Origin of the sequence: Catenulispora sp. GAS73 (assembly GCF_041262085.1) — a bacterium.
GTDB lineage: Bacteria > Actinomycetota > Actinomycetes > Streptomycetales > Catenulisporaceae > Catenulispora.
On the sequence record NZ_JBGCCM010000012.1, the window covers coordinates 87,373 to 106,990 of the forward strand.

The window sequence follows — 19,618 nt, forward strand, 5'->3', positions numbered from 1 at the left end:
GTGAGATGTGTTCCGTCTGTCACATTCGGCGAGAGGTCGACTACACAGGGCGATCACCATCGCGTGTCGTCGTATGTCGTCGTATGCGCCGTCGTGTGACTCAGCTCACAGCGAAGGCCCCGGCTTCCCATCGGAAGCCAGGGCCTTGTCGCAAGCAGTAGCCGTTATCGGTTGGTCCGTTGCAGGTCTACATGGTCGAACCCGGCAGAACAGGCGCTGTGGCTCAGCGCTCGTCCTCAGCTGCGGCGACGGCGGTCTTGGTCTCCGCCTGCGTCAGCTTGTCCGTGAAGTCGTGTATCTCGATAGCCACCTTCGACAGGCTCTCCTGGTACTTCTTGCCGTGGTGGGCGCAGAAGAGGAGCTCGCCGCCACCCAGGACGACGCGCACGTAAGCAGCGGCACCGCAGCGGTCGCAACGGTCGGAGGCCTTGAGCGGCTCAGTCGGGGTCAGTACTGCAGTGGTCACGGTCGCACCTGCTTTCTGTGTGGTACCCGGAACAACATCAAAGCAGGCGTTCGGTGTTCCCGCGCTAGTGATTCGGCGTCGAAAGCGTCACGTTCGCTCAGAGCGTACGCGGAAAGGGTGCGAACCATGAGGAAACTCAACGTTCGGTGTCGGTCCCGGCACGAAGCGTGAGGCTTCTCCCATCAGAGTGTTGCGCCGGTCACATGGACTCGCCGGGGGGAAGCTGCCGGTACGCTGGCCCTGCCGTCGCTACCATTGATACGAAACTGTGTTCGAGTGACGTGAGTCGATCTTGAGGTCGGTCTTCGCGACCGACGAGGGAGAGGTAGGTCCGCAAGTGAGTGCGCAAGGCAGGCCCGCGCCGTCCGCCGACAAGGACGGCTCCTACACCGCGCGGCACCTCCTTGTCCTCGAGGGACTCGACGCGGTCCGCAAGCGACCGGGCATGTACATCGGCTCGAACGACGGCCGCGGTCTCATGCACTGCCTGTGGGAGATCATCGACAACTCGGTCGACGAGGCTCTGGCCGGGTTCGGGGACAAGATCGAGATCATCCTGCACAAGGACGGCTCGGCCGAGGTACGGGACTCCGGCCGCGGCATCCCGGTGGACGTGGAGCCCAAGACCGGGCTCAGCGGCGTCGAGGTCGTCATGACGATGCTGCACGCCGGCGGGAAGTTCGGCGGCGGCTCCTACGCCGCCTCCGGCGGCCTGCACGGCGTCGGCGCCTCGGTGGTGAACGCCCTGAGCTCCCGGGTGGACATGGAGGTCGACCGCGCCGGCAGCGTGCACGCGATCTCCTTCCAGCGCGGCGTCCCCGGGGTGTTCGACGGCGACGGCCCGGAGGCGAAGTTCAAGGCCGAGTCCGGGCTGCGCAAGGTCGGCAAGGTCTCGCGCGCCAAGGGCGCGTCCCCGACCGGGACCCGGACCCGGTTCTGGCCGGACCGGCAGATCTTCCTGAAGGACGCCGAGTTCGTCCTGGAGGACCTGCACGCCCGGGCCCGGCAGACCGCGTTCCTGGTGCCGGGGCTGACCATCGTCGTCGTCGACGAGCGCGAGGGCGGGCGCGACGAGGAGGTCTTCTCCTACGCCGGCGGCATCTCGGAGTTCGTGGAGTTCCTGTCCCCGGACCGCCCGATCACCGACACCCTGCGGTTCACCGGCTCCGGCAAGTTCACCGAGACCGTGCCGGTGCTCGACGACCAGGGACACATGACCCCGGCGGACATCGAGCGCGAGCTGTTCGTGGACGTGGCGCTGCGCTGGGGCACCGAGTACGACACCGTGATCCGCTCGTTCGTGAACATCATCGCCACCCCCAAGGGCGGCACCCACCTGGTCGGCTTCGGCAAGGGGCTGCTGAAGGCCGCGAACGAGCAGCTGCGGGCGGCCAAGCTGCTGAAGGTCAACGACGACGACGTGATCCGCGAGGACGTCTTCGAGGGGCTGACCGCGGTGGTCACCGTGCGGCTGGCCGAGCCGCAGTTCGAGGGCCAGACCAAGGAGGTCCTGGGCACCCCGGCGGCGAACCGGATCGTGGCCCGGGTCGTGGACAACGCGTTCAAGGAGTTCCTGACCTCGGCCAAGCGCAACGACAAGCCGATGGCCCGCGGCGTGCTGGAGAAGATCGCCAACGCGGCCCGGACCCGGATCACCGCGCGCCAGCACAAGGAGGCGCAGCGCCGCAAGAACGCGCTGGAGACCTCGGCGCTGCCGGCCAAGCTCGCCGACTGCCGCTCGGACGACGTGGACCGCTCGGAGATGTTCATCATCGAGGGTGACTCTGCGATGGGCTCGGCCAAGGCCGCGCGGAACTCGGAGTTCCAGGCGCTGCTGCCGATCCGCGGCAAGATCCTGAACGTCCAGAAGTCCTCGATCGCCGACATGCTGAAGAACGCCGAGTGCGCGGCCATCATCCAGGTCGTCGGCGCGGGCTCGGGCCGGTCGTTCGACCTGGACCAGGCGCGCTACGGCAAGGTGATCCTGATGGCCGACGCCGATGTCGACGGCTCGCACATCCGCTGCCTGCTGCTCACGCTGTTCCACCGGTACATGCGGCCGATGCTGGAGGCCGGGCGGGTCTACGCCGCCGTCCCGCCGCTGCACCGGATCGAGGTGATCGGCGCGGGCCGGGCGAAGAACGAGTACATCTACACGTACTCGGACAACGAGATGCGCCGCACGGTCGCCGAGCTGCTGAAGAAGGGCAAGCGGATCAAGGAGCCGATCCAGCGCTACAAGGGCCTGGGCGAGATGGACGCCGACCAGCTGGCCGAGACCACGATGGATCCGCGGCACCGGACGCTGCGGCGGATCACGGTGGCCGACGCCGAATCCGCCGACAAGGCCTTCGACCTGCTGATGGGCAACGACGTGGCGCCGCGCCGGGAGTTCATCATCAACTCGGCCGCGGTCCTGGACCGATCCCGGATCGACGCCTAGCGATGGCGGCGGGCGGGGGGCCGGCGGCGCCGAGCACGGTGCTGCCCGCCGGGCGCGCGGCGGTGTGCCGCGCGGTGGTGGGGTGGCTGACGGCGGTTTCGGCAGCCGGTTCGGCAGGGGCGCCGGCGGGTTCGGCGGGGGCTGCGGCTGATGGCGGCTCGGGTGGTGGCGGTCGCGCCAACGGTGACGGTGGCGGTGCTGGCGCTGGTGGCGGCGGTGCTGGTGCCTCGGCGGGTGGCGCCGGGGTCGCAGGCGCCGGGCTGCCGCGACTGCTGTTGGTGACCGGGCCGCGGGGCTCGGGGAAGACGTTCACCTTGGCGTGGGCGGCCTCGGAGCTGGCGGTGCTGGCCGAGGCCGCCGATGACGAGCGTTTCGCGTGGGTGTCGGCGCGGGGTCTGACGCCCCGGGTGCTGGCATGGCAGTTGGCCGGACAGCTCGGGGTGACGGTCGGGGACGCCGAAGGGCTCGCCGCTGCCATCGCCGCGCGACTGCGAGCGAGTGAGCGGCCCGGCGAGGAAACGCGATCCGGCGGCGGGCTCGGTGGTTCGGGGTTCGGCCCGGGGGTCGCCGACGGGGTCGCGGCCGACGGCCTGAGCGGCGCGCCTGCCGGGGATGCCGATGCCGATGCCGATGCTCAGGGCTCTGCCGCCGGCGATGGCCACCCGGGGGCTCGCGTTCCCGGCAGCCGATCGTCTTCCACGTCCACCTGGGATCTGTCGTCCAGCGGAGCCGAGGCGCCCCACGAGACCGGCCTGTGGTCCCGGGTCACGATCCTGATCTCCGAACTCGACCTCGCCGGCCACCTGCGCGACGGTTCGGCCCGCGCGGCGGTGGTCTCCGAGCTGCTGGCACCGCTGCTGGCGGTGCCGGGCGTGCGGCTGGTCCTGGAGTCCGCGGAGACGGACGTGGCGCGGGTCGCCGCGGCCGCCGACGCCCCGGCCACCGTCATCGACCTCGGCGAGCCGCGCTGGACCGACCGCGCCGAGTTCGCGGCGTGGCTGGACGACCTGGTGCCCTCCGGCGGCGCGGCGGCCCCGCAGGCGTACCCGAACCCCACCAAGGCCCGCGAGATCCTGAGCCTGGCCAGCAAACGCCACGCGGGCCTGCTCGCCGCGAGCGACGAACGCCCCTGGAAGCTCGCGGCGGTCCCGTTCGACGTGGCGTTCCGCGAAGGCATCGCCGACCAGATCGTCCTGGAACCGGCCAACCTGGTCCTGGTCCAGCAACCGGCGTTGTCGACCGCCATCGACGCCCTCGGCAGCGCCGTGGCCCCCGGCACCCGCGCCGCCTGGCGCGTGGCGGGCCAGGCCCTGACGAACTCCACAACCGTCCCCGAACGCGCGGCGATCCTGCACGGAGCCGCCCTCGCCGTCGGCGACCACGCCCTCGCCGAGGCGGTGGCCCCCTACACGCGCGGCACACGTCCCTCCGACGGCGCCACGGTCGGCGACCCGATCCCCTGGCTCACCCGCTGGGCCGGCTGGCGCCCCCTGCCCCCGGACACCCCGCGCCCCACGCCCTGGCCCGGCCCGGTGGCGGCACTGGCGATGCGGGCGGCGGAGCTGGCGGTCGCGGCGGTTGAGGAGAAGCAGGGCACTGTTGCTGAGCCGACGGTCATGGTGCCGCGGGCCGGTGCTCCGACGGCCGGCGCGCAGAATGTGGTTGCGCCAAACGGCGCTGGTTTTCCGATAGCGAGCGTGCTGAATGCGGGCGCGCAGATCGCCGGTGTGCCGGCTGGTGCTGTTGCTTCGAGTGCTGATGTCCGGGCCGCCGGCGCGCCGCTTGTCGCCGGTGCCGCGCCGAGTGCCGACGGGTTCGATGCTGGCACTCGGGCCGCCAACGCGTCGATAGCGACTGGTGCTGTTTCGAGCGCTGATGCGTTTGCTGCTGGTGCTGATGCTGCTGGACAGAGCGAAGCCGTCCTCGCGCAGCCCGTCCTCGCCAGCCCCGGCATCCTCCTCACCCCGGTCGCGACCTCCCCGGCGGGCGCCTGGCTCCCCGACCCGGAGCCGACGCCGCCGGAGGTGCTGGTCGCGATAGATGACCTGGCCCGCGCCTATCGGTTGGATCCACGGAGCGGGCGGATCGTGGGGCGTCCTGCTTCGCCGGTGATGGTGAAGGCGCGGGCGGCCGCGGTCGTCGACGCCTCGCCGAGCTTGGTGCTCACGGATTCGAGTCGGCGCTTGGCCGCGTTGGGGCCGACGGCGCCGCGTGGGGCTGTGGCGGCGGTGCGCGATGTGCTGCCTGACACGATCGTGACCGCGGTCGCTGTGGCGCGTGACGCGTTGGTGTTCGGTGCCGGCGACGGCCGTGTGCATGTCTGGGACGTCGACACCGAAGAGCTCATCGCCGATCCCGAGGACCAGCACTCCGGTGCCGTGACCGCGGTGGCGGCGATCTGGATGCCCGACATGGACGTGCTGTTCGCGCTGTCCGGCGGCCAGGACGGCACCTTCCGGCTGTGGGCCGTGCCCGCCGACGCCAGCTTGCTGCCGGTGGAGGATCGCGGCGTGCCGGTCACCGCGGTCACGGCGGCGCTCACGGAGATCGGCCCGGTGGCCGCGGTGGCGTGGTCCGACGGCTGCGTGACCGTGTGGGACCTCGGCGAGGCCCGCACCGGACGCCCCATCCCGCTCGGCTGGGCCCCGAAGGCCCTCGCGCTCAGCGCCGACGGCCTGCTCATCGCCGCCGGCCAGGACGGGCTCATCGCGATCGACCTGCACCTCGGCGACTTCTTCGAGGACTGAGGAAGACCGGCGGCAGACTGGGGAAGACCGGCGACCGCCGCGCCGGCGCCGGAGCTGACAGAGCGCTGGATGCGAAGGCGCCGACGCAAGCATCGGGCATCGGGCATCGGGCATCGGCACCGGCGTCGGCAGGGTGCTGGCTTCTGAAAGCGGGGGCGCGGCTCGGCCCGCCGCGCGAGTTCGAGCGCTACTACCCCTCGCCGAGCAGCCCCTCGCGCAGCGCGCCGAGCTCCTCGGCAGTCACGCCGTGCGCGAGCAAGTACCCTTCGACGCTCCCGAACCCCTCCCGCACGTGCGCCAGCGACCCCGAGATCAGCTCCTCGCTGATCGGGTGCTGGTACACGACGTCCCCCGGGTCCGTGCTCAGCCGCTCGTTTGAGATCAGGTAGTCCGCGACGATCGCCTTCTCCCCGACCCCGAGCACGTCCAGCACCATCGCCACCAGCACCCCGGTCCGGTCCTTGCCGGCCGTGCAGTGCACCAGCGCCGGCAGCGCGCCGGGACGCGCCAGCGCGCGCACAGCGTCGGCGAACGCCTCGCCGCTGTGGTCCAGCCAGCTCAGGTAGAGATCGAAGAACGTCCCGCTGCCCTCGCTGTCCAGGCTCGGCGCGACGTTGACCCGCTCGACCTCCAGGTCCCCGAGGTCGTCCGGCCACCTCTCGATCTCGAAGGGCTGCCGCAGGTCCACCACCGTCCGCAGCCCGATCGACGCCAGCCACGCGCGGTCGGCGTCCGTCGGCCGGTTCAGGCGCGCTGTGCGCAGCAGCCGCAGCGGTCGCACCACCGCCCCGGACTCCGTCCGCAGCCCGCCGATGTCGCGGGCGTTCTTGATTCCGGTCAGCGGTATGTCGCTCATGTCATCGGATCTTATCGACGGCGTCCGCCCGCAGCTCCAGCGGTGTGCCGTCGGCCTTGCCGCAGCTTTCCGGGCGCGGAACGGAGGCGAAAGAACCGGTGACCGACACCTCGTACGCCCGGCCGTCCTCGTGCTCGACGACCGCCGTCCACGCCGGCTCCGGGTCTCCGGTAGCCGCGGCGCCCCCGGCGGTCTGCGTCACCGAGACCACGTCCAGCGCCGCCTCCGCCGTCTCGTCCAGTGCCTCCCGTACCGCGAGCTCGGCGACCTGCCCGGCCCGTGGCCACGTCGACCGGCCCCGGCACCCGTGCACCGCCATCCGGCCCTCCCGTGCCTCGGCCAGCACCCGGCCGGCCGCGGCCGTGTCGAGCCGGCCGTAGGAGTACCCGGACGGCAGCACCACCGCGGTCGGCGCGAACCGGTGCCCGCCGAGGTGGGTGATCTCCCAGACCGCCGGGTACGCGCCGACCGGGCCCGAGCCTGAGCCCGATCCGAAGGCCTGGCCCGAGCCCGAGCCGGAGGCCGCGTCCAGCGCCTCGACACCGACCGCCACCTGGCGTCCCACGGTCGCACAGCACGCGTCACGCTTGCCGTTGGTGCACACCCCGAGCAGCGGCGCGTGCACGAACTCATGCTCCAGCTCCGCCACGGCGCGCCGGTCCCCGGCGTCCAGCGCCGCGAAGTCGATCTTCAGCAGGTCGGTCGGGTACGTGACCACGCCGGTGGCCAGCCACGTGCGCTTCGGATGCGTGGACGCGGCGAACCAGCGACGGTGCGGCGGGTCACTGTCGTGGTGGTCCTCCACCCGGCGGATCAGCGCCAACCGGACGGCGGTCCCGGCCGTGCGCCCCTCCAGCTCGGCGCCCAGCTCCGGGTCCAGGCGGCTCTCCGTGGCCGCCACCCGCCCCCACGGTCCCGGCTGCTCCACCAGCAGCCACGCCCGGGCCACCGCCCCGGTCCCGGCCAGCGGTTCGCCCAGCTCGCGGGACAGCACCGAACACGCGTGGGGCTGGGGTGCCGGAAGTTGATCGTCGCGCATGCCTACGACCCTAACGCCCCTGGCGTACCCCCTACACCGCTCGCTTTTGCGCGCTCCCGGAGTCACGATGGTGGCGTCAGGAGAGATCGGGGGGGTGCTCCGAGTAGTGAGGTGCGCACCATGACCGAGAGTCCCAAGCCCGAACCCACCAAAGACAGCGACCTGCTTCAGGCGCCTGACACGCAGACGGACGCGCACATGGCCGACCTGGGCCCCGAAGCCCGTCGCTACGGCTTCCCCGCCGTCTACGGCCACGAGGTCTGTGCCCTCCGCACGGTGGCCCGCGAGGACTGGGACTCCTCGGCCCCCGGCCGCGTGGAGCTCCTCCGCTGGCGCAAGGGCTCCGGCGCCCTGGTCCGCGACCTGCCGCTGACCCGGCTCTACGTCTGGGCCCGCGCGGGCCGCGTCAGCTTCGGCGACAAGGGCGGCCGCACCGTGGACCTGGTGCTGCTCGGCGAGCCGGAGACCGAGGGCCTGCGCCTGGGCTCGCCGTGGCCGACGGACCACCACCGCACCAGCACCGCCTCCAACCTGGCGCACGGCGTGGTCAGCGACATGAAGAACGTCGTCACCTTCCCGTCGTCCTTCCCGCGCATGATGCGCGTCAGCGGCGAGCGCAACGCCGTCCTGGACGCCATGGTCGCCTGGTGCAAGCGCGAGGTCCCGGACATCCACATCATGCGTGGCTGGCTGCGCGGTTCCGAGGGCCCCTCGCGGCACCAGGTCAGCGGTTCGATCCACAAGGGCCTGATCGGTGAGCCCGGCTGGCTGCCGGACACCGTGGGCGCTCATCCGACCGGTTGGTCACCGTTCCATAACGACCGCAACGCGCACAGCGGGACCGCTCGTCCTAACGCGCATGAGCACCCTTCAGGAGCTTGAACTCGCGGCCGCGCAGCCGAAAGAGGTCTACGGCGAGGACGCCAAGATCGTCTGTGACAACCTGGTCCGGATCTACAAGACCGACGGCATCGAGGTCCAGGCTCTGCAGGGCCTGGACCTGCTGGTCCGGGCCGGGGAGCTGGTCGCGATCGTCGGCGCCTCGGGCAGCGGCAAGTCCACGCTGCTGAACATCCTGTCCGGGCTCGACACCCCGACCGCCGGCGTCGCCAGGGTCGGCGGATACGACCTGCTCACCATGAAGGGCCGCGACCGTCTGCGCTACCGGCGCGAGACGGTCGGCTTCATCTGGCAGCAGACGGCGCGCAACCTGCTGCCGTACCTCAGCGCCGTGGACAATATCGCGCTGCCGATGGGCTTCGCCGGCAAGAAGCGCAAGTACGCGCGGCGCCGCTCCGGGGAGCTGCTGGACCTGCTCGGCGTCGGCTACTGCGCCGACCGGCGCCCCGGCCAGATGTCCGGCGGCGAGCAGCAGCGCGTGTCGATCGCGGTGGCGCTGGCCAACGACCCCGAGGTGGTGTTCGCCGACGAGCCGACCGGCGAGCTGGACTCCGGGACCAGCCAGCAGGTGTTCGACGCGCTGCGCACGGCGAACGAGGAGCTCGGCGTCTCGATCGTGGTGGTGACCCACGACCACGAGGTCACCGAGCAGGTGCAGCGCACCGTCGAGATCCGCGACGGCCGCACCTCGACCGAGGTGCTGCGGCGCGGCGACGACGGCGCGCAGGCCGAGCAGTTCGCGGTGCTCGACCGCGCCGGCCGGGTGCAGCTGCCGAAGGAGTACGTCGAGGCGCTGCGCATGAGGGACCGGGTCCGGCTGGCGAAGAACCCTGATCACATCGGGGTGTGGCCGGACCTGGTGCACGGCTCCGGTTCTGCCGGTTCCGCCGGTTCCGCGGGCGAGGGGGAGTAGTCCGGTGGGGGACATGATCGAGGTCGAGGGGCTGCGCCGGACGTTCGGTTCGGGGGAGAACGCCGTGCACGCGGTCGAGGACGTGTCGTTCACGGTGCCCGAGGGCCAGCTGTGCGCCGTCGTCGGCCGCTCCGGCTCGGGCAAGACCACGCTGCTGAACCTGATCGGCGGCCTGGACAAGCCGGACGCCGGCCGGATCTCCGTGGACGGCAAACAGCTCGCCGGACCGGGCCGCAACCTGGGGGAGAAGGAGCTGGCCGGGCTGCGGCGGGACCTGTTCGGCTTCGTGTTCCAGTCCTTCGCGCTGATCCCGATCCTGTCGGCGGCGGAGAACGTCGGCATCCCGCTGCGGCTGCGCAAGACGCCGGTGGCCGCGCGCGAGGAGCGCGTCGAGCTGTTGCTGAACATGGTCGGCCTCGGCGAGCACACGAAGCAGCGGCCCGGCGAGCTGTCCGGCGGCCAGCAGCAGCGCGTGGCGCTGGCCCGGGCGCTGGCCAACTCGCCGCGGGTGCTGATCGCCGACGAGCCCACCGGCCAGCTGGACTCCGAGACCGGTCGCGCGGTGATGCGACTGCTGCGCGCCGTGGTCGCCGCGGAGAACGTGACCGCCCTGGTGGCCACACACGACCCGCTGATGATGGAGCTCGCCGACCGGGTGATCACCGTCGGCGACGGGAAGCTGGTGTCGGACTCCGACGCCGTGGCGGCCGCGGAGGTGCCCGCTTAGGCCACACAGACCCCCGGACCCCTCGGCGGACCCCGAGGCGCGGTCCGGGCCCGGCTGTGGTGTCTTCCGTACCACCACACGCCGATGAGGGAGCACCGCCGTCCGCCGGGACTCCGGTCCAGCCACACGGGACCGGGGATACGACCTCCCGCCGCGTGCCTGAAGGCCGCAGGACGGCGGTGCTCCCGCCCTCTGGGGGAGAGGTGGCGGCTGCTGTGGATTTCCATGGCAGCCGCTGCGGGCTCTCAGCACACTTCATCTGACCGACTTCATCCGACCCGGCGCGCAAACGGCTGTGGCCGCCACAGAACGCGGCGGCCACAGCCGTGAATCAACTCCCTGCTCCCGCGGGCTACCCCGCGGCAGCCGGGCTCGTCACGAACCCGATCGGCACCTCCACCGGCGCCCCCGAGCCGTCGCGCCGCGGATCCACCGCCGGCAGCGGGATCGGCGTCCCGCTCTCCGTGCAGGCGTACGCCGGCGCGTTCACCGCCCAGGCGGCCACCAGCCGGTGCTCGCCCTTCAGGAAGCGCTGGCAGCGCACGCCGCCGGTGGCCCGGCCCTTGGTCGGATACAGGTCGTACGGCGTGGCCTTGATCGTGGTCGCGGTGTCGACCAGGGCGTCGTCCGAGCCGGCCATCGAGACCACCAGGCCGTCCTGGCCCGGGTCCACCGCGCCGAAGAAGATCACCGAGGCGTCGTCGCTCAGCGAGATGCCGGCCATGCCGCCGGCCGGGCAGCCCTGCGGGCGGACCAGCGCGGCCGAGTACTTCAGGAGCTGCGCGTCGTCGGTGATGAAGACCAGCTCTTCTTCGCCGGTGCGCAGTTCGGTGGCGCCGGCCACGGTGTCGCCGTCCTTGAGCGTGATCACCTCGAAGGAGTCGCGGTTCCTCGGATAGTCCGGGGTGACGCGCTTGACCACGCCCTGGACCGTGCCCAGCGCCAGGCCCGGGGACTCGGCGTTCAGCGAGCACAGGCACAGCACGCGCTCGTCCTCCTCCAGCCGGACGAACTCCGACACCGGGGCGCCGCCGGCCAGGCTCGGCGCCGCCTTCGCGGCCGAGTCCGGCAGCACCGGCAGGTCGATCACCGGGAACCGGATCAGCCGGCCCTGCGACGTCACCGCGCCGACCTCGCCTCTTATCGTCGAGGTGACGATCGAGGCGACCGAGTCGTTCTTGCCGCGCTCGCCGCCGGTGCCGATCTTCGTCGAGCCGGAGGCGGTGCGGGCCAGCAGTCCGGTGGCCGAGAGCAGGACCACCACCGGGTCGTCGCTGATCTCCAGCGGCCGGGGCTCGAACACCGGCAGCGCGCCCTCGACCAGCACGCTGCGGCGCGGCGTGGCGAACTGCTTGGAGATCGCGGCCAGCTCGTCGGAGACCACCTTGCGCAGCAGGGAGTCGGACTCCAGGATCGCGGTCAGGTCCCTGATCTCGCCGGTCAGCTTGTCCCGCTCGGACTCCAGTTCCAGGGAGTCGAACCGGGTCAGCCGGCGCAGCGGGGTGTCCAGGATGTACGTGGCCTGCCTGTCCGACAGCGCGAGGGCGGCCATCAGGTTCTCCTTGGCCGCCGCGGCGTCGTCGCTCTCGCGGATGATGCGGATCACCCGGTCGATGTCGGTCAGCGCGATCAGCAGGCCCTCGACCAGATGCAGCCGGTCCACGCGCTTGGTGCGGCGGAACTCGGTGCGGCGCCGGACCACCTCGAAGCGGTGGTCGAGGTAGACCTCCAGCAGCTCCTTCAGGCCCAGCGTCAACGGCTGGCCGTCGACCAGCGCCACGTTGTTGATGCCGAAGGACTCCTCCAGCGGCGTCAGCTTGTACAGCTGCTCCAGGACCGCCTCGGGGTTGAAGCCGGCCTTGACCTCGATGACCAGCTTCAGGCCGTTGAACCGGTCGGACAGGTCCTTCAGGTCGGTGATGCCCTGGATCTTCTTGGCCTGCACCAGCTCCTTGACCTTGGCGATCACCTTCTCCGGGCCGGTGTTGAAGGGCAGCTCGGTGACCACGATGCCCTCGCGGCGCGCGGTGACCTTCTCGATCTTGGCGGTGGCGCGCATCTTGAACACGCCGCGGCCGCTTTCGTAGGCGTCCCGGATGCCCTGCTCGCCGATGATCTGACCGCCGGTGGGCAGGTCCGGGCCCGGGACGAACCGCATCAGGTCGTCCAGGGTGGCGTCCGGGTGCTTGATCAGGTGCCGGGCGGCGGCCACCACCTCGCCGAGGTTGTGCGGCGCCATGTTGGTCGCCATCCCGACCGCGATGCCGGCGGCGCCGTTCACCAGCAGGTTCGGGAAGGCCGCCGGCAGGACCTGCGGCTCCTGCTCCTGGCCGTCGTAGTTGGGCCCGAACTCGACCGTGTCCTCGTCGATGGAGTCGGTCATTATCATCGCCGCGGGCGACAGCCGGGCCTCGGTGTACCGCATGGCCGCCGGCGGGTCGTCGCCGCCCAGGGAGCCGAAGTTGCCGTGTCCGTCGACCAGCGGGATGCGCATCGCCCAGGACTGGGCCATGCGCACCAGCGAGTCGTAGATCGCGGTGTCCGAGTGCGGGTGCAGCTTGCCCATGACGTCGCCGACGACGCGGGCGCTCTTGACGTAGCCGCGGTCCGGCCGCAGGCCCATGTCGTTCATCTGGAACAGGATCCGGCGGTGCACCGGCTTGAGCCCGTCCCGCGCGTCGGGCAGGGCGCGCGAGTAGATGACCGAGTACGCGTACTCCCGGTACGAGTCGGAGAGCTCGTCAGCGACGTCGATGTCGATGATGCGCTCTTCGAAGTCCTCGTCGGGTTCGGGGGTGGTGCTGCGGCGTGCCATCTTCGGTGCGGCTCCTGCTTCTCACGATGCGGGTGACGCCCTATTGTTGCGCGTCGTTCCGACACCTCGTCGCAGGAGGGCACATGCGTCCCGGCGGCCCGGCCCGTCCGCCGTCAGCGATCGGGGGTGCCAATCAGGCCATAACACCCTCCTCCGTCACGCTTCCGTGGGGTGTGGGGCCCGCAACCGGGCCCACAGGTGTCAGGATGGACTCATGCCCAACTCGCAGCCGTCCTCCTCGTCACTGCTCGCCGCCATCGAGCGCAGCGGCTACTACCCAGCCCTGGTGGCCGAGGCGGTCGAGGACGCGGTCGGCTCCGAGAAGGTGCTCGGCCACCTCGTGCACCAGGAGACCACCTTCGACGCCGACGAGGTGCGCAGGCACGTCACCGTGCTGGCCGTGACCCCGACCCGGCTGATCGCCGGGCACACCGACGAGTACGGCTCCGACGACCCGATGGCGCCGGTGCCGCCCGGCTCCCCGGAGTCCGCGACCGGGGCCAAGGCCTACGCCACCACCTCCACCGAGACCGTGCCGCTGCACCGGATCTCCTCGGTGGTGGTCAGCCGCGTCGTGGAGGACCCGGCCAACCACAAGCCCGGCACCCCGCCCCGCGAGGTGGTCCTCACCATCGGCTGGGGCGTGGTGAGCCGGCTGGACCTGGAGCCGGCCAACTGCGGCGACCCGCACTGCGACGCCGACCACGGCTACACCGGCACCGCCACCGCCGACGACGTGATGATCCGGGTCTCCGCCGAGGCCGACGGCGCCGACGCGGTCGCCGAGACGCTGTCCTTCGCCCGCGCGCTGACCACCGTCGTCACCGAGGCCGGGGCCGGCGCCCGGACCGCGCGCTGAGCGCCCGCGAAAGCGTGAGCCACCCCGGAGCGTCCGGACCCGGCGGGACCGACCTCGTCCTGCCCGCCTACGGCCGCGGCGCCCTGTCCGACCTGCTCCCCGCGGTCCTGGCCGCGCTCGGCGTCCCCGACGAGCCGAACCCGCTCGGCCTGGCCCCGACCCGCCGTGCCTGCGTCTTCCTGGTGGACGGCATGGGGGCCCGGCTCATCGAGCGCAACTCCGACGTCGCGCCCTACATGGCCAAGGCCCTGCGCGCCAGCCGCGCGCTGACCGCCGGCTTCCCCTCCACCACCGCGGCCAGCATCGGCTCGCTGGGCACCGGGCTGCCCTCCGGCGCCAGCGGCATGCTCGGCTACCGGGTCCTGGTCCCCGGCACCTCGCGGATGATCAACCTGCTGCGCTGGGACTTCCCGGTCGACCCGGTCGAGTGGCAGCCGCACGAGACCGTCTTCGAACACGCCGAGCGCGAGGGCATCGAGGTCACGCAGGTCACAGCGGCCCGGTTCCAGGACTCCGGCCTGACCCGCTCGGTGCTGCGCGGCGGTGCCTTCACCGGCGCCGAGTCGCTGCCCAACCGGGTGGCCGGCGCGCTGCACACGCTGCGGGACGCCGCCGACCGCGACGCCAGGGCCCTGGTCTACCTGTATTACGCCGAACTCGACGCCGCCGGGCACCTCAACGGCGTCGACTCCGAGAGCTGGCGGCAGCAGCTGGCGGTGGTCGACGCCACGGTCCACGAGCTCGTCGACCGGCTGCCGGCCGGCACCACGCTCTACGTCACCGCCGACCACGGCATGGTCGACGTCCCCGCCGACCGCCGCGTCGACGTGGACGAGGACCCCGAGCTGCAGGTCGGCGTCCGGCTGCTGGGCGGCGAGGGCCGGGCCCGGCACGTCTACGCCAAGCCCGGCGCGGCGCGCGACGTGCTGCAGATCTGGCGCGAGGCGCTGGAGGACGTGGCCGTGGTCCGCTCCCGCCAGGAGGCGATCTACGAGGGCTGGTTCGGGCCGCCGGAGTGCGTGGACGACCGGCTCACGCCGCGCATCGGCGACGTCGTCGCGGCGCTACTCGACGACTGGGCCGTGGTCGCCACCCGCCGCGAGAAGCTGGAGTCCCGGCTGCTGGGCATGCACGGTTCGCTGTCGGCCGCCGAGCAGGAGATCCCGCTGCTGGTGTTCGGTCCGAACGGCGCGCCGGGCCTGTAGATCGCTTGTAGATCCACGCCCCGATCGGTGCCAGGATGGCGCTCATGCGCGAACCCCGAACCTCGCCGCTCAGCGGTACCTCGCCATTGACCAGTGTCGAGCAGCTCGCCGCCGACCTGTCCTGCGCCACCGCCCCGATCCTGCTCGACATCCGGTGGAAGCTCGGCGAGCCGAGCGAGTACGGGCTCGGGGTGTATCTGAAGGGCCACATCCCCGGGGCGCACTATGTCAGCCTCGACCAGGACCTGGCCGAGCACCCGGACTCGCCGGTCGGCGCCCGGGGCCGGCACCCGCTGCCGGACCGCGAGCGCTTCGCCGCCGCGATGCGGCGGGCCGGCGTCCGCGCCGATCTGCCGGTGGTCGTGTACGACGACGGCGACGGCACGCAGGCCGCCCGCGCCTGGTGGCTGCTGCGGCACCACGGCCACCCCGACGTCCGGGTCCTCGACGGCGGCTTCGCGGCCTGGCGGGCGGCCGGCCACACGGTCGAGGAGGGCGAGCCGGGGATCCGGGCCGCCGAGGGCGACTTCGAGGCGGCGGTGCGGGACGTGTTCGCCGTCCTGGACCACGACGGCGCGGCCGCGGTCGCCGCCGACGGCACGCTGATCGACGCCCGGGCCGGCGCGCGCTACCGCGGCGAGACCGAGCCGATCGACCCGGCCGCCGGGCACGTCCCCGGCGCGGTGTCGGCGCCGACCACCGAGAACCTGGGGGAGGACGGCCGGTTCCGGCCGGCCGAGGAACTGGCCGAGCGGTTCGCCGGGCTGGGGGTAGAGCCCGGGCACGAGGGCCGGGTCGCGGTCTACTGCGGCTCGGGGGTCACCGCGACGCACGAGATCCTGGCGATGGCCGTGGCCGGGATCGACCCGGAGGGCGTGGCGTTGTACGAGGGCTCGTGGAGCGGTTGGGCGTCCGATCCGTCACGCCCGGTGGCCACCGGCGCGTCCTGAGATGTACATCACCGGCTCATAAGCCGGGCGGTGTTGACCCACCCCGGCGGTGCGCTGCTAACTTAGGCATGCCTTACTGAAGTAAGGCGTGCCTAAGTTTTTGATGCGGACCAGAAGGGGCGGGGCGCGGTGCTGTCGGATGCCTTCCCGAGTTTCTTGATCGGACTCCGAGAAGGGTTGGAAGCCGGCCTGGTCGTCTCCATCCTGCTCGCGTCGCTGGCCAAGGCCGGCCGCAAGGACCGGGCCGGCTCGGTGTGGCTGGGGGTGGCCGCGGCCGCCGCGCTGAGCCTGTCGTTCGCCGCGGTGCTCACCTTCACCTCGGCGCACCTGCCGCCCAAGGCGCAGGACGTGTTCGGCGGCGCGATGGCGCTGCTGGCGGTCGCGTTCGTCACCACGATGGTGTTCTGGATGCGCCGGGCCAGCGCCTCGATGTCCGGGGACCTGAAGGCGAAGCTGGCCGCCGCGCTCGGCGCCAGCGCCGGGATGCTGGTCTTCACGGCGTTCGCCGCGGTGGCGCGCGAGGGGCTGGAGACCGCGCTGTTCCTGTGGACCACGGCCCAGACCGCGCACGAGAAGAGCGGCCCGGCGATCGGGGCGGTCGCCGGCATCGCGGTCGCGGCACTGCTGTGCTGGGGGCTGTACCACCGGGCGCTGAAGCTGAACCTCGCGCGGTTCTTCAAGGTCACCGGGTTCGTGCTGGTGGTCATCGCGGCCGGAGTGCTCGCTTACGGGCTGACGGACTTGCAGGAGAGCGGCGTGGTCGGCGGGTTCACGGCGTACGCCTGGGACCTGACCGCGCACCTGGACCCGAACGCCTGGTACTCGCAGCTGGTCGCCGGGACGCTGAATCTGACGCCGAAGATGACGTGGCTGGCGGTGGTCGGGTACGTGGCGTACCTGGCGCCGGTGATGTTCTTCTACCTTCGGCCGGCTGTCGCTGTTGTCCGCTCCGCTCCCCAGACCGCCGAGGCGGTCGCGTCGGTTCAGAACCCTGAAGTGACTGAACCGGCTGCCACCCCGGCCGCCTCGGCTCCTTCCGTTGCCCCCGCCCCTGCTCCGTCCCGCAAGCCGGCTCCGCGTTGGGCGCTGGGCGTCGCGGTCGTCACGGTCCCGGCGGTGGCCGCGGTCGCGGTGATCGTCGCCGTCGGCCCGAGCTCGGGCAGCAAGGGCGCACAGACCATCGAGGTCTCGGCGGCGTCCTGCGGCAAGGGCTTCGACGGGCTGACCACCGGCGAGCACACGTTCCAGATGAAGAACACCGGAGACGTGGCCGCCGAGGTGTACCTGCTGGACCCGTCGAGCAACGCGGTCTACGGCGAGATCGAGGGCCTGGCCCCGGGCACCACGCGGCCGATGACGGCGACCATAGGCAGCGGCACGTACGCCTGGCGCTGCGTGCCGAACGGCAAGGACGCGGTCACCTCCGAGGCCAAGCACGCCACCGGCTCGGGCAGCTCCACCACCGCGGTCGTGCCGATCACCGAGAAGGACCTGGCAGCGCCGCTGGACCAGTACCGCGCCTACGTGACGGAGCACCTGAACGAGCTGGCCGGCTACACGGACACGCTGAAGCAGGACGTGGACTCCGGCAACCTGCCGAAGGCCGAGCAGGACTGGCTGACCGCGCACCTGGCGTACAACCGCCTCGGCGCGGCGTACGGCACCTTCCAGGACTGGGACAAGAAGATCGACGGCCGCGCCGACGGCCTCCCCGACAAGGTGCACGACAAGGACTTCACCGGCTTCCACCGCCTGGAGTACGGGCTCTGGCACGGCGAGGCCGCGGCGAGCCTGGCCCCCATCGCCGACCAACTCGACAGCGACGTCCACGGCCTCATCGGCGACTGGCCCAAGCAGGACTTCGACCCCGCCGACCTCCCGCTGCGAGCGCACGAGATCCTGGAGAACACCCTCCAGTTCCAGCTCACCGGCGACGCCGACTACGGCTCCGGCACCACCCTGGCCACCGCCGACGCCAACCTGACCGGCACCCGCGAAGTCCTGACCGTGATCAGGCCCCTGGTCCAGGCCCGAGACCCCCAGGGCCTGACCCAGATCGACGCCTGGCTCGACCGCTTCGGCACAACCGTGAACGCCGCGAAGAAGCCCGACGGCACCTGGACCCCGGCGGACCAGCTCGACCCGGCCGCCCGCCAGAAGCTGAACGGGACCCTGGGCGAACTGCTGGAGCAGCTCTCGGTGGTGCCGGACCTGCTGGAGATCCGGAAGGCGACGTGAGCGGAGCCTCCAGACCCGCCGCCACGCCGACTTCGTAGATGAAAGCGCTTTGAGATGACCGAGCAGAACCAGAACGAGAACCAGGTGCCTGCCGCTGCCGCGCCGACCACCGGCGAGGTGACTTCGGTTGCCGTGAGTGAGGCCGCAGCTGAGCCCGCCACCTGCCCCTTCGACCACACCGCCTTCGCTCGCCGCGCCATGCTCAAGGGCGCGGCGGCAGGCGTGGCCGGTACCGCGGTCGTCGGCGCCACCGGCTTCGCGATGAACAAGGCCGCCGCCGACACCGCTCCGGCTGCCTCGGCCGGCTCCGGCGGTGGCTCCGGCCGCACCCTGCCCTTCCACGGTGCGCACCAGCAGGGCGTCACCACGCCGGCGCAGAAGCACATGACCCTCGCTGTGTTCGACGTCATCGCCGCCGACAAGGCCGAGCTCGCCGCCCTTTTCCAGACGCTCACCGATCGGGCCCGCTTCCTCACCTCCGGCGGCACTCCGCCCGACCTCGGGGTCGGCGCTCCGCCGTCGGACAACGGCATCCTCGGCCCGACGGTGCCGGCCGACGGCCTCACCTTCACCCTCGGCGTCGGCGCCTCGCTCTTCGACGCGCGCTTCGGGCTCGCAGACAAGAAGCCTGTGCGCCTGACGCCGATGAAGACGTTCCCCAACGACAACCTGAACCCCGCCGAGTGCCACGGCGACCTGTCGCTCCAGATCTGCGCCGACAGCCAGGACACCGTCGTGCACGCGATCCGCGACATCGCCAAGCACACCCGCGCCGGCATGCAGCTCAAGTACCGCATCGACGGCTGGGCCAACGACCCGCGCCCCACCGGCGCGCAGCGCAACCTGCTCGGGTTCCACGACGGCATAGCCAATCCCGCCACCGAGCACGAGTTCGACTACCTCGTCTGGGTGCAGCCCGGCGCGCCGGAGCCGGCGTGGACCGCCGGCGGCAGCTACCAGGTGGTGCGCCGGATCCGGATGCTCGTCGAGTTCTGGGACCGGGTCTCGTTGCTGGAGCAGGAGAAGATGATCGGGCGCCGCCGCGACACCGGTGCGCCGCTGGACGGTGGCGCGCAGACCGACGTCCCGCAGTACGCGAAGGACCCCAAGGGCGCCAACATCCCGCTGGACGCGCACATCCGGCTCGCCAACCCCCGCACCGCCGAGACCGACCGCAACCGCATCCTGCGGCGCGGCTACAACTACGACCGCGGCTTCGACAACGTCGGCGACCTGGACATGGGCCTGGCCTTCGTCGCCTACCAGCAGGACATCCAGCGGCAGTTCGAGTTCGTCCAGACCAAGCTCATCGACGAGCCGCTGGTGGACTACATCTCGCCGGTCGGCGGCGGCTACTTCTTCGTGCTGCCCGGGGTGAAGGACGCCTCCGACCACTTCGGCAGCGCGCTGCTGGCCTGAGCCGCACGCGTTCCGAGCCGCCGCCGCTAAATCGGTGGCGG

Annotated in this window: 15 protein-coding genes; 11 read left to right on the plus strand and 4 right to left on the minus strand. The window is 71.8% G+C overall.

The window, feature by feature from the left end:
* Nucleotides 1–223: 223 nt before the first annotated feature.
* On the minus strand, nucleotides 224–466 hold the full coding sequence (locus ABH935_RS19585; RefSeq protein WP_370379345.1) for a hypothetical protein: 243 nt from the start codon (nucleotides 464–466) through the stop codon (nucleotides 224–226).
* A gap of 337 nt (nucleotides 467–803) precedes the next feature.
* Between ABH935_RS19585 and ABH935_RS19590 the strand changes: the two genes are divergently transcribed.
* From ABH935_RS19590 to ABH935_RS19600, 3 genes are all read left to right on the plus strand, one after another.
* Nucleotides 804–2,909, plus strand: a complete 2,106-nt coding sequence (locus tag ABH935_RS19590) for a type IIA DNA topoisomerase subunit B (protein WP_370379346.1) — start codon at nucleotides 804–806, stop codon at nucleotides 2,907–2,909.
* A gap of 150 nt (nucleotides 2,910–3,059) precedes the next feature.
* Nucleotides 3,060–3,191: a hypothetical protein gene (locus ABH935_RS19595; RefSeq protein ID WP_370379347.1), complete on the plus strand. Its 132-nt coding sequence runs from the start codon at nucleotides 3,060–3,062 to the stop codon at nucleotides 3,189–3,191.
* Nucleotides 3,188–5,656, plus strand: coding sequence for a hypothetical protein (locus ABH935_RS19600; protein WP_370379348.1), 2,469 nt, complete (start codon nucleotides 3,188–3,190; stop codon nucleotides 5,654–5,656). The genes ABH935_RS19595 and ABH935_RS19600 overlap by 4 nt, the downstream gene beginning before the upstream one ends.
* A gap of 190 nt (nucleotides 5,657–5,846) precedes the next feature.
* On the opposite strand, the gene ABH935_RS19605 is transcribed toward ABH935_RS19600, so the two are convergent.
* Together ABH935_RS19605 and ABH935_RS19610 are read right to left on the minus strand one after the other, a co-directional pair.
* The gene (locus ABH935_RS19605) at nucleotides 5,847–6,512 is read right to left on the minus strand and encodes a tyrosine-protein phosphatase (protein WP_370379349.1); all 666 of its coding nucleotides are present in this window, start codon (nucleotides 6,510–6,512) and stop codon (nucleotides 5,847–5,849) included.
* 1 nt (nucleotide 6,513) lies between these two features.
* Nucleotides 6,514–7,551, minus strand: a complete 1,038-nt coding sequence (locus ABH935_RS19610; RefSeq protein WP_370379350.1) for a sucrase ferredoxin — start codon at nucleotides 7,549–7,551, stop codon at nucleotides 6,514–6,516.
* 120 nt (nucleotides 7,552–7,671) lie between these two features.
* On the opposite strand from ABH935_RS19610, the gene ABH935_RS19615 reads away from it, so the two are divergent.
* Genes ABH935_RS19615 through ABH935_RS19625 form a run of 3 tightly spaced genes read left to right on the plus strand, consistent with a single transcriptional unit; the run spans nucleotide 7,672 to nucleotide 10,091 of the window.
* On the plus strand, nucleotides 7,672–8,433 hold the full coding sequence (locus ABH935_RS19615; protein WP_370379351.1) for a hypothetical protein: 762 nt from the start codon (nucleotides 7,672–7,674) through the stop codon (nucleotides 8,431–8,433).
* Nucleotides 8,411–9,364, plus strand: a complete 954-nt coding sequence (locus ABH935_RS19620; RefSeq protein WP_370379352.1) for an ABC transporter ATP-binding protein — start codon at nucleotides 8,411–8,413, stop codon at nucleotides 9,362–9,364. The genes ABH935_RS19615 and ABH935_RS19620 overlap by 23 nt, the downstream gene beginning before the upstream one ends.
* A 13-nt stretch (nucleotides 9,365–9,377) precedes the next feature.
* Entirely contained in the window at nucleotides 9,378–10,091 is a 714-nt protein-coding gene (locus ABH935_RS19625) for an ABC transporter ATP-binding protein (protein ID WP_370379492.1), read from the plus strand.
* 352 nt (nucleotides 10,092–10,443) lie between these two features.
* Here ABH935_RS19625 and ABH935_RS19630 read toward each other — a convergent pair whose 3' ends face one another.
* The gene (locus tag ABH935_RS19630) at nucleotides 10,444–12,906 is read right to left on the minus strand and encodes a DNA topoisomerase (ATP-hydrolyzing) subunit A (protein ID WP_370379353.1); all 2,463 of its coding nucleotides are present in this window, start codon (nucleotides 12,904–12,906) and stop codon (nucleotides 10,444–10,446) included.
* A gap of 214 nt (nucleotides 12,907–13,120) precedes the next feature.
* On the opposite strand from ABH935_RS19630, the gene ABH935_RS19635 reads away from it, so the two are divergent.
* The 5 genes from ABH935_RS19635 to efeB all read left to right on the plus strand — a co-directional run bounded on the left by ABH935_RS19635 (nucleotide 13,121) and on the right by efeB (nucleotide 19,577).
* Nucleotides 13,121–13,765 (plus strand): DUF5998 family protein, encoded by a 645-nt coding sequence (locus tag ABH935_RS19635; protein ID WP_370379354.1) that lies wholly within the window; start codon nucleotides 13,121–13,123, stop codon nucleotides 13,763–13,765.
* A 14-nt stretch (nucleotides 13,766–13,779) separates the two neighbouring features.
* Nucleotides 13,780–14,970, plus strand: a complete 1,191-nt coding sequence (locus tag ABH935_RS19640) for an alkaline phosphatase family protein (RefSeq protein ID WP_370379355.1) — start codon at nucleotides 13,780–13,782, stop codon at nucleotides 14,968–14,970.
* A 44-nt stretch (nucleotides 14,971–15,014) separates the two neighbouring features.
* Nucleotides 15,015–15,920, plus strand: coding sequence for a sulfurtransferase (locus ABH935_RS19645; protein WP_370379356.1), 906 nt, complete (start codon nucleotides 15,015–15,017; stop codon nucleotides 15,918–15,920).
* Nucleotides 15,921–16,049: 129 nt separating this feature from the next.
* The gene (gene efeU / locus ABH935_RS19650) at nucleotides 16,050–18,158 is read left to right on the plus strand and encodes an iron uptake transporter permease EfeU (protein WP_370379357.1); all 2,109 of its coding nucleotides are present in this window, start codon (nucleotides 16,050–16,052) and stop codon (nucleotides 18,156–18,158) included.
* 54 nt (nucleotides 18,159–18,212) lie between these two features.
* Nucleotides 18,213–19,577, plus strand: a complete 1,365-nt coding sequence (efeB, locus tag ABH935_RS19655) for an iron uptake transporter deferrochelatase/peroxidase subunit (RefSeq protein WP_370379358.1) — start codon at nucleotides 18,213–18,215, stop codon at nucleotides 19,575–19,577.
* Nucleotides 19,578–19,618 lie beyond the last annotated feature (41 nt).

Excerpts from the sequence above, each read along its gene's own strand:
- ABH935_RS19595 (WP_370379347.1), top strand. The coding sequence starts at position 3,060 with ATGGCGGCTCGGGTGGTGGCGGTCGCGCCAACGGTGACGGTGGCGGTG.
- ABH935_RS19605 (WP_370379349.1), bottom strand. The coding sequence starts at position 6,512 with ATGAGCGACATACCGCTGACCGGAATCAAGAACGCCCGCGACATCGGC.
- ABH935_RS19610 (WP_370379350.1), bottom strand. The coding sequence starts at position 7,551 with ATGCGCGACGATCAACTTCCGGCACCCCAGCCCCACGCGTGTTCGGTG.
- ABH935_RS19615 (WP_370379351.1), top strand. The coding sequence starts at position 7,672 with ATGACCGAGAGTCCCAAGCCCGAACCCACCAAAGACAGCGACCTGCTT.
- ABH935_RS19620 (WP_370379352.1), top strand. The coding sequence starts at position 8,411 with ATGAGCACCCTTCAGGAGCTTGAACTCGCGGCCGCGCAGCCGAAAGAG.
- ABH935_RS19625 (WP_370379492.1), top strand. The coding sequence starts at position 9,378 with ATGATCGAGGTCGAGGGGCTGCGCCGGACGTTCGGTTCGGGGGAGAAC.
- ABH935_RS19630 (WP_370379353.1), bottom strand. The coding sequence starts at position 12,906 with ATGGCACGCCGCAGCACCACCCCCGAACCCGACGAGGACTTCGAAGAG.
- ABH935_RS19635 (WP_370379354.1), top strand. The coding sequence starts at position 13,121 with ATGCCCAACTCGCAGCCGTCCTCCTCGTCACTGCTCGCCGCCATCGAG.
- ABH935_RS19645 (WP_370379356.1), top strand. The coding sequence starts at position 15,015 with ATGCGCGAACCCCGAACCTCGCCGCTCAGCGGTACCTCGCCATTGACC.
- efeB (WP_370379358.1), top strand. The coding sequence starts at position 18,213 with ATGACCGAGCAGAACCAGAACGAGAACCAGGTGCCTGCCGCTGCCGCG.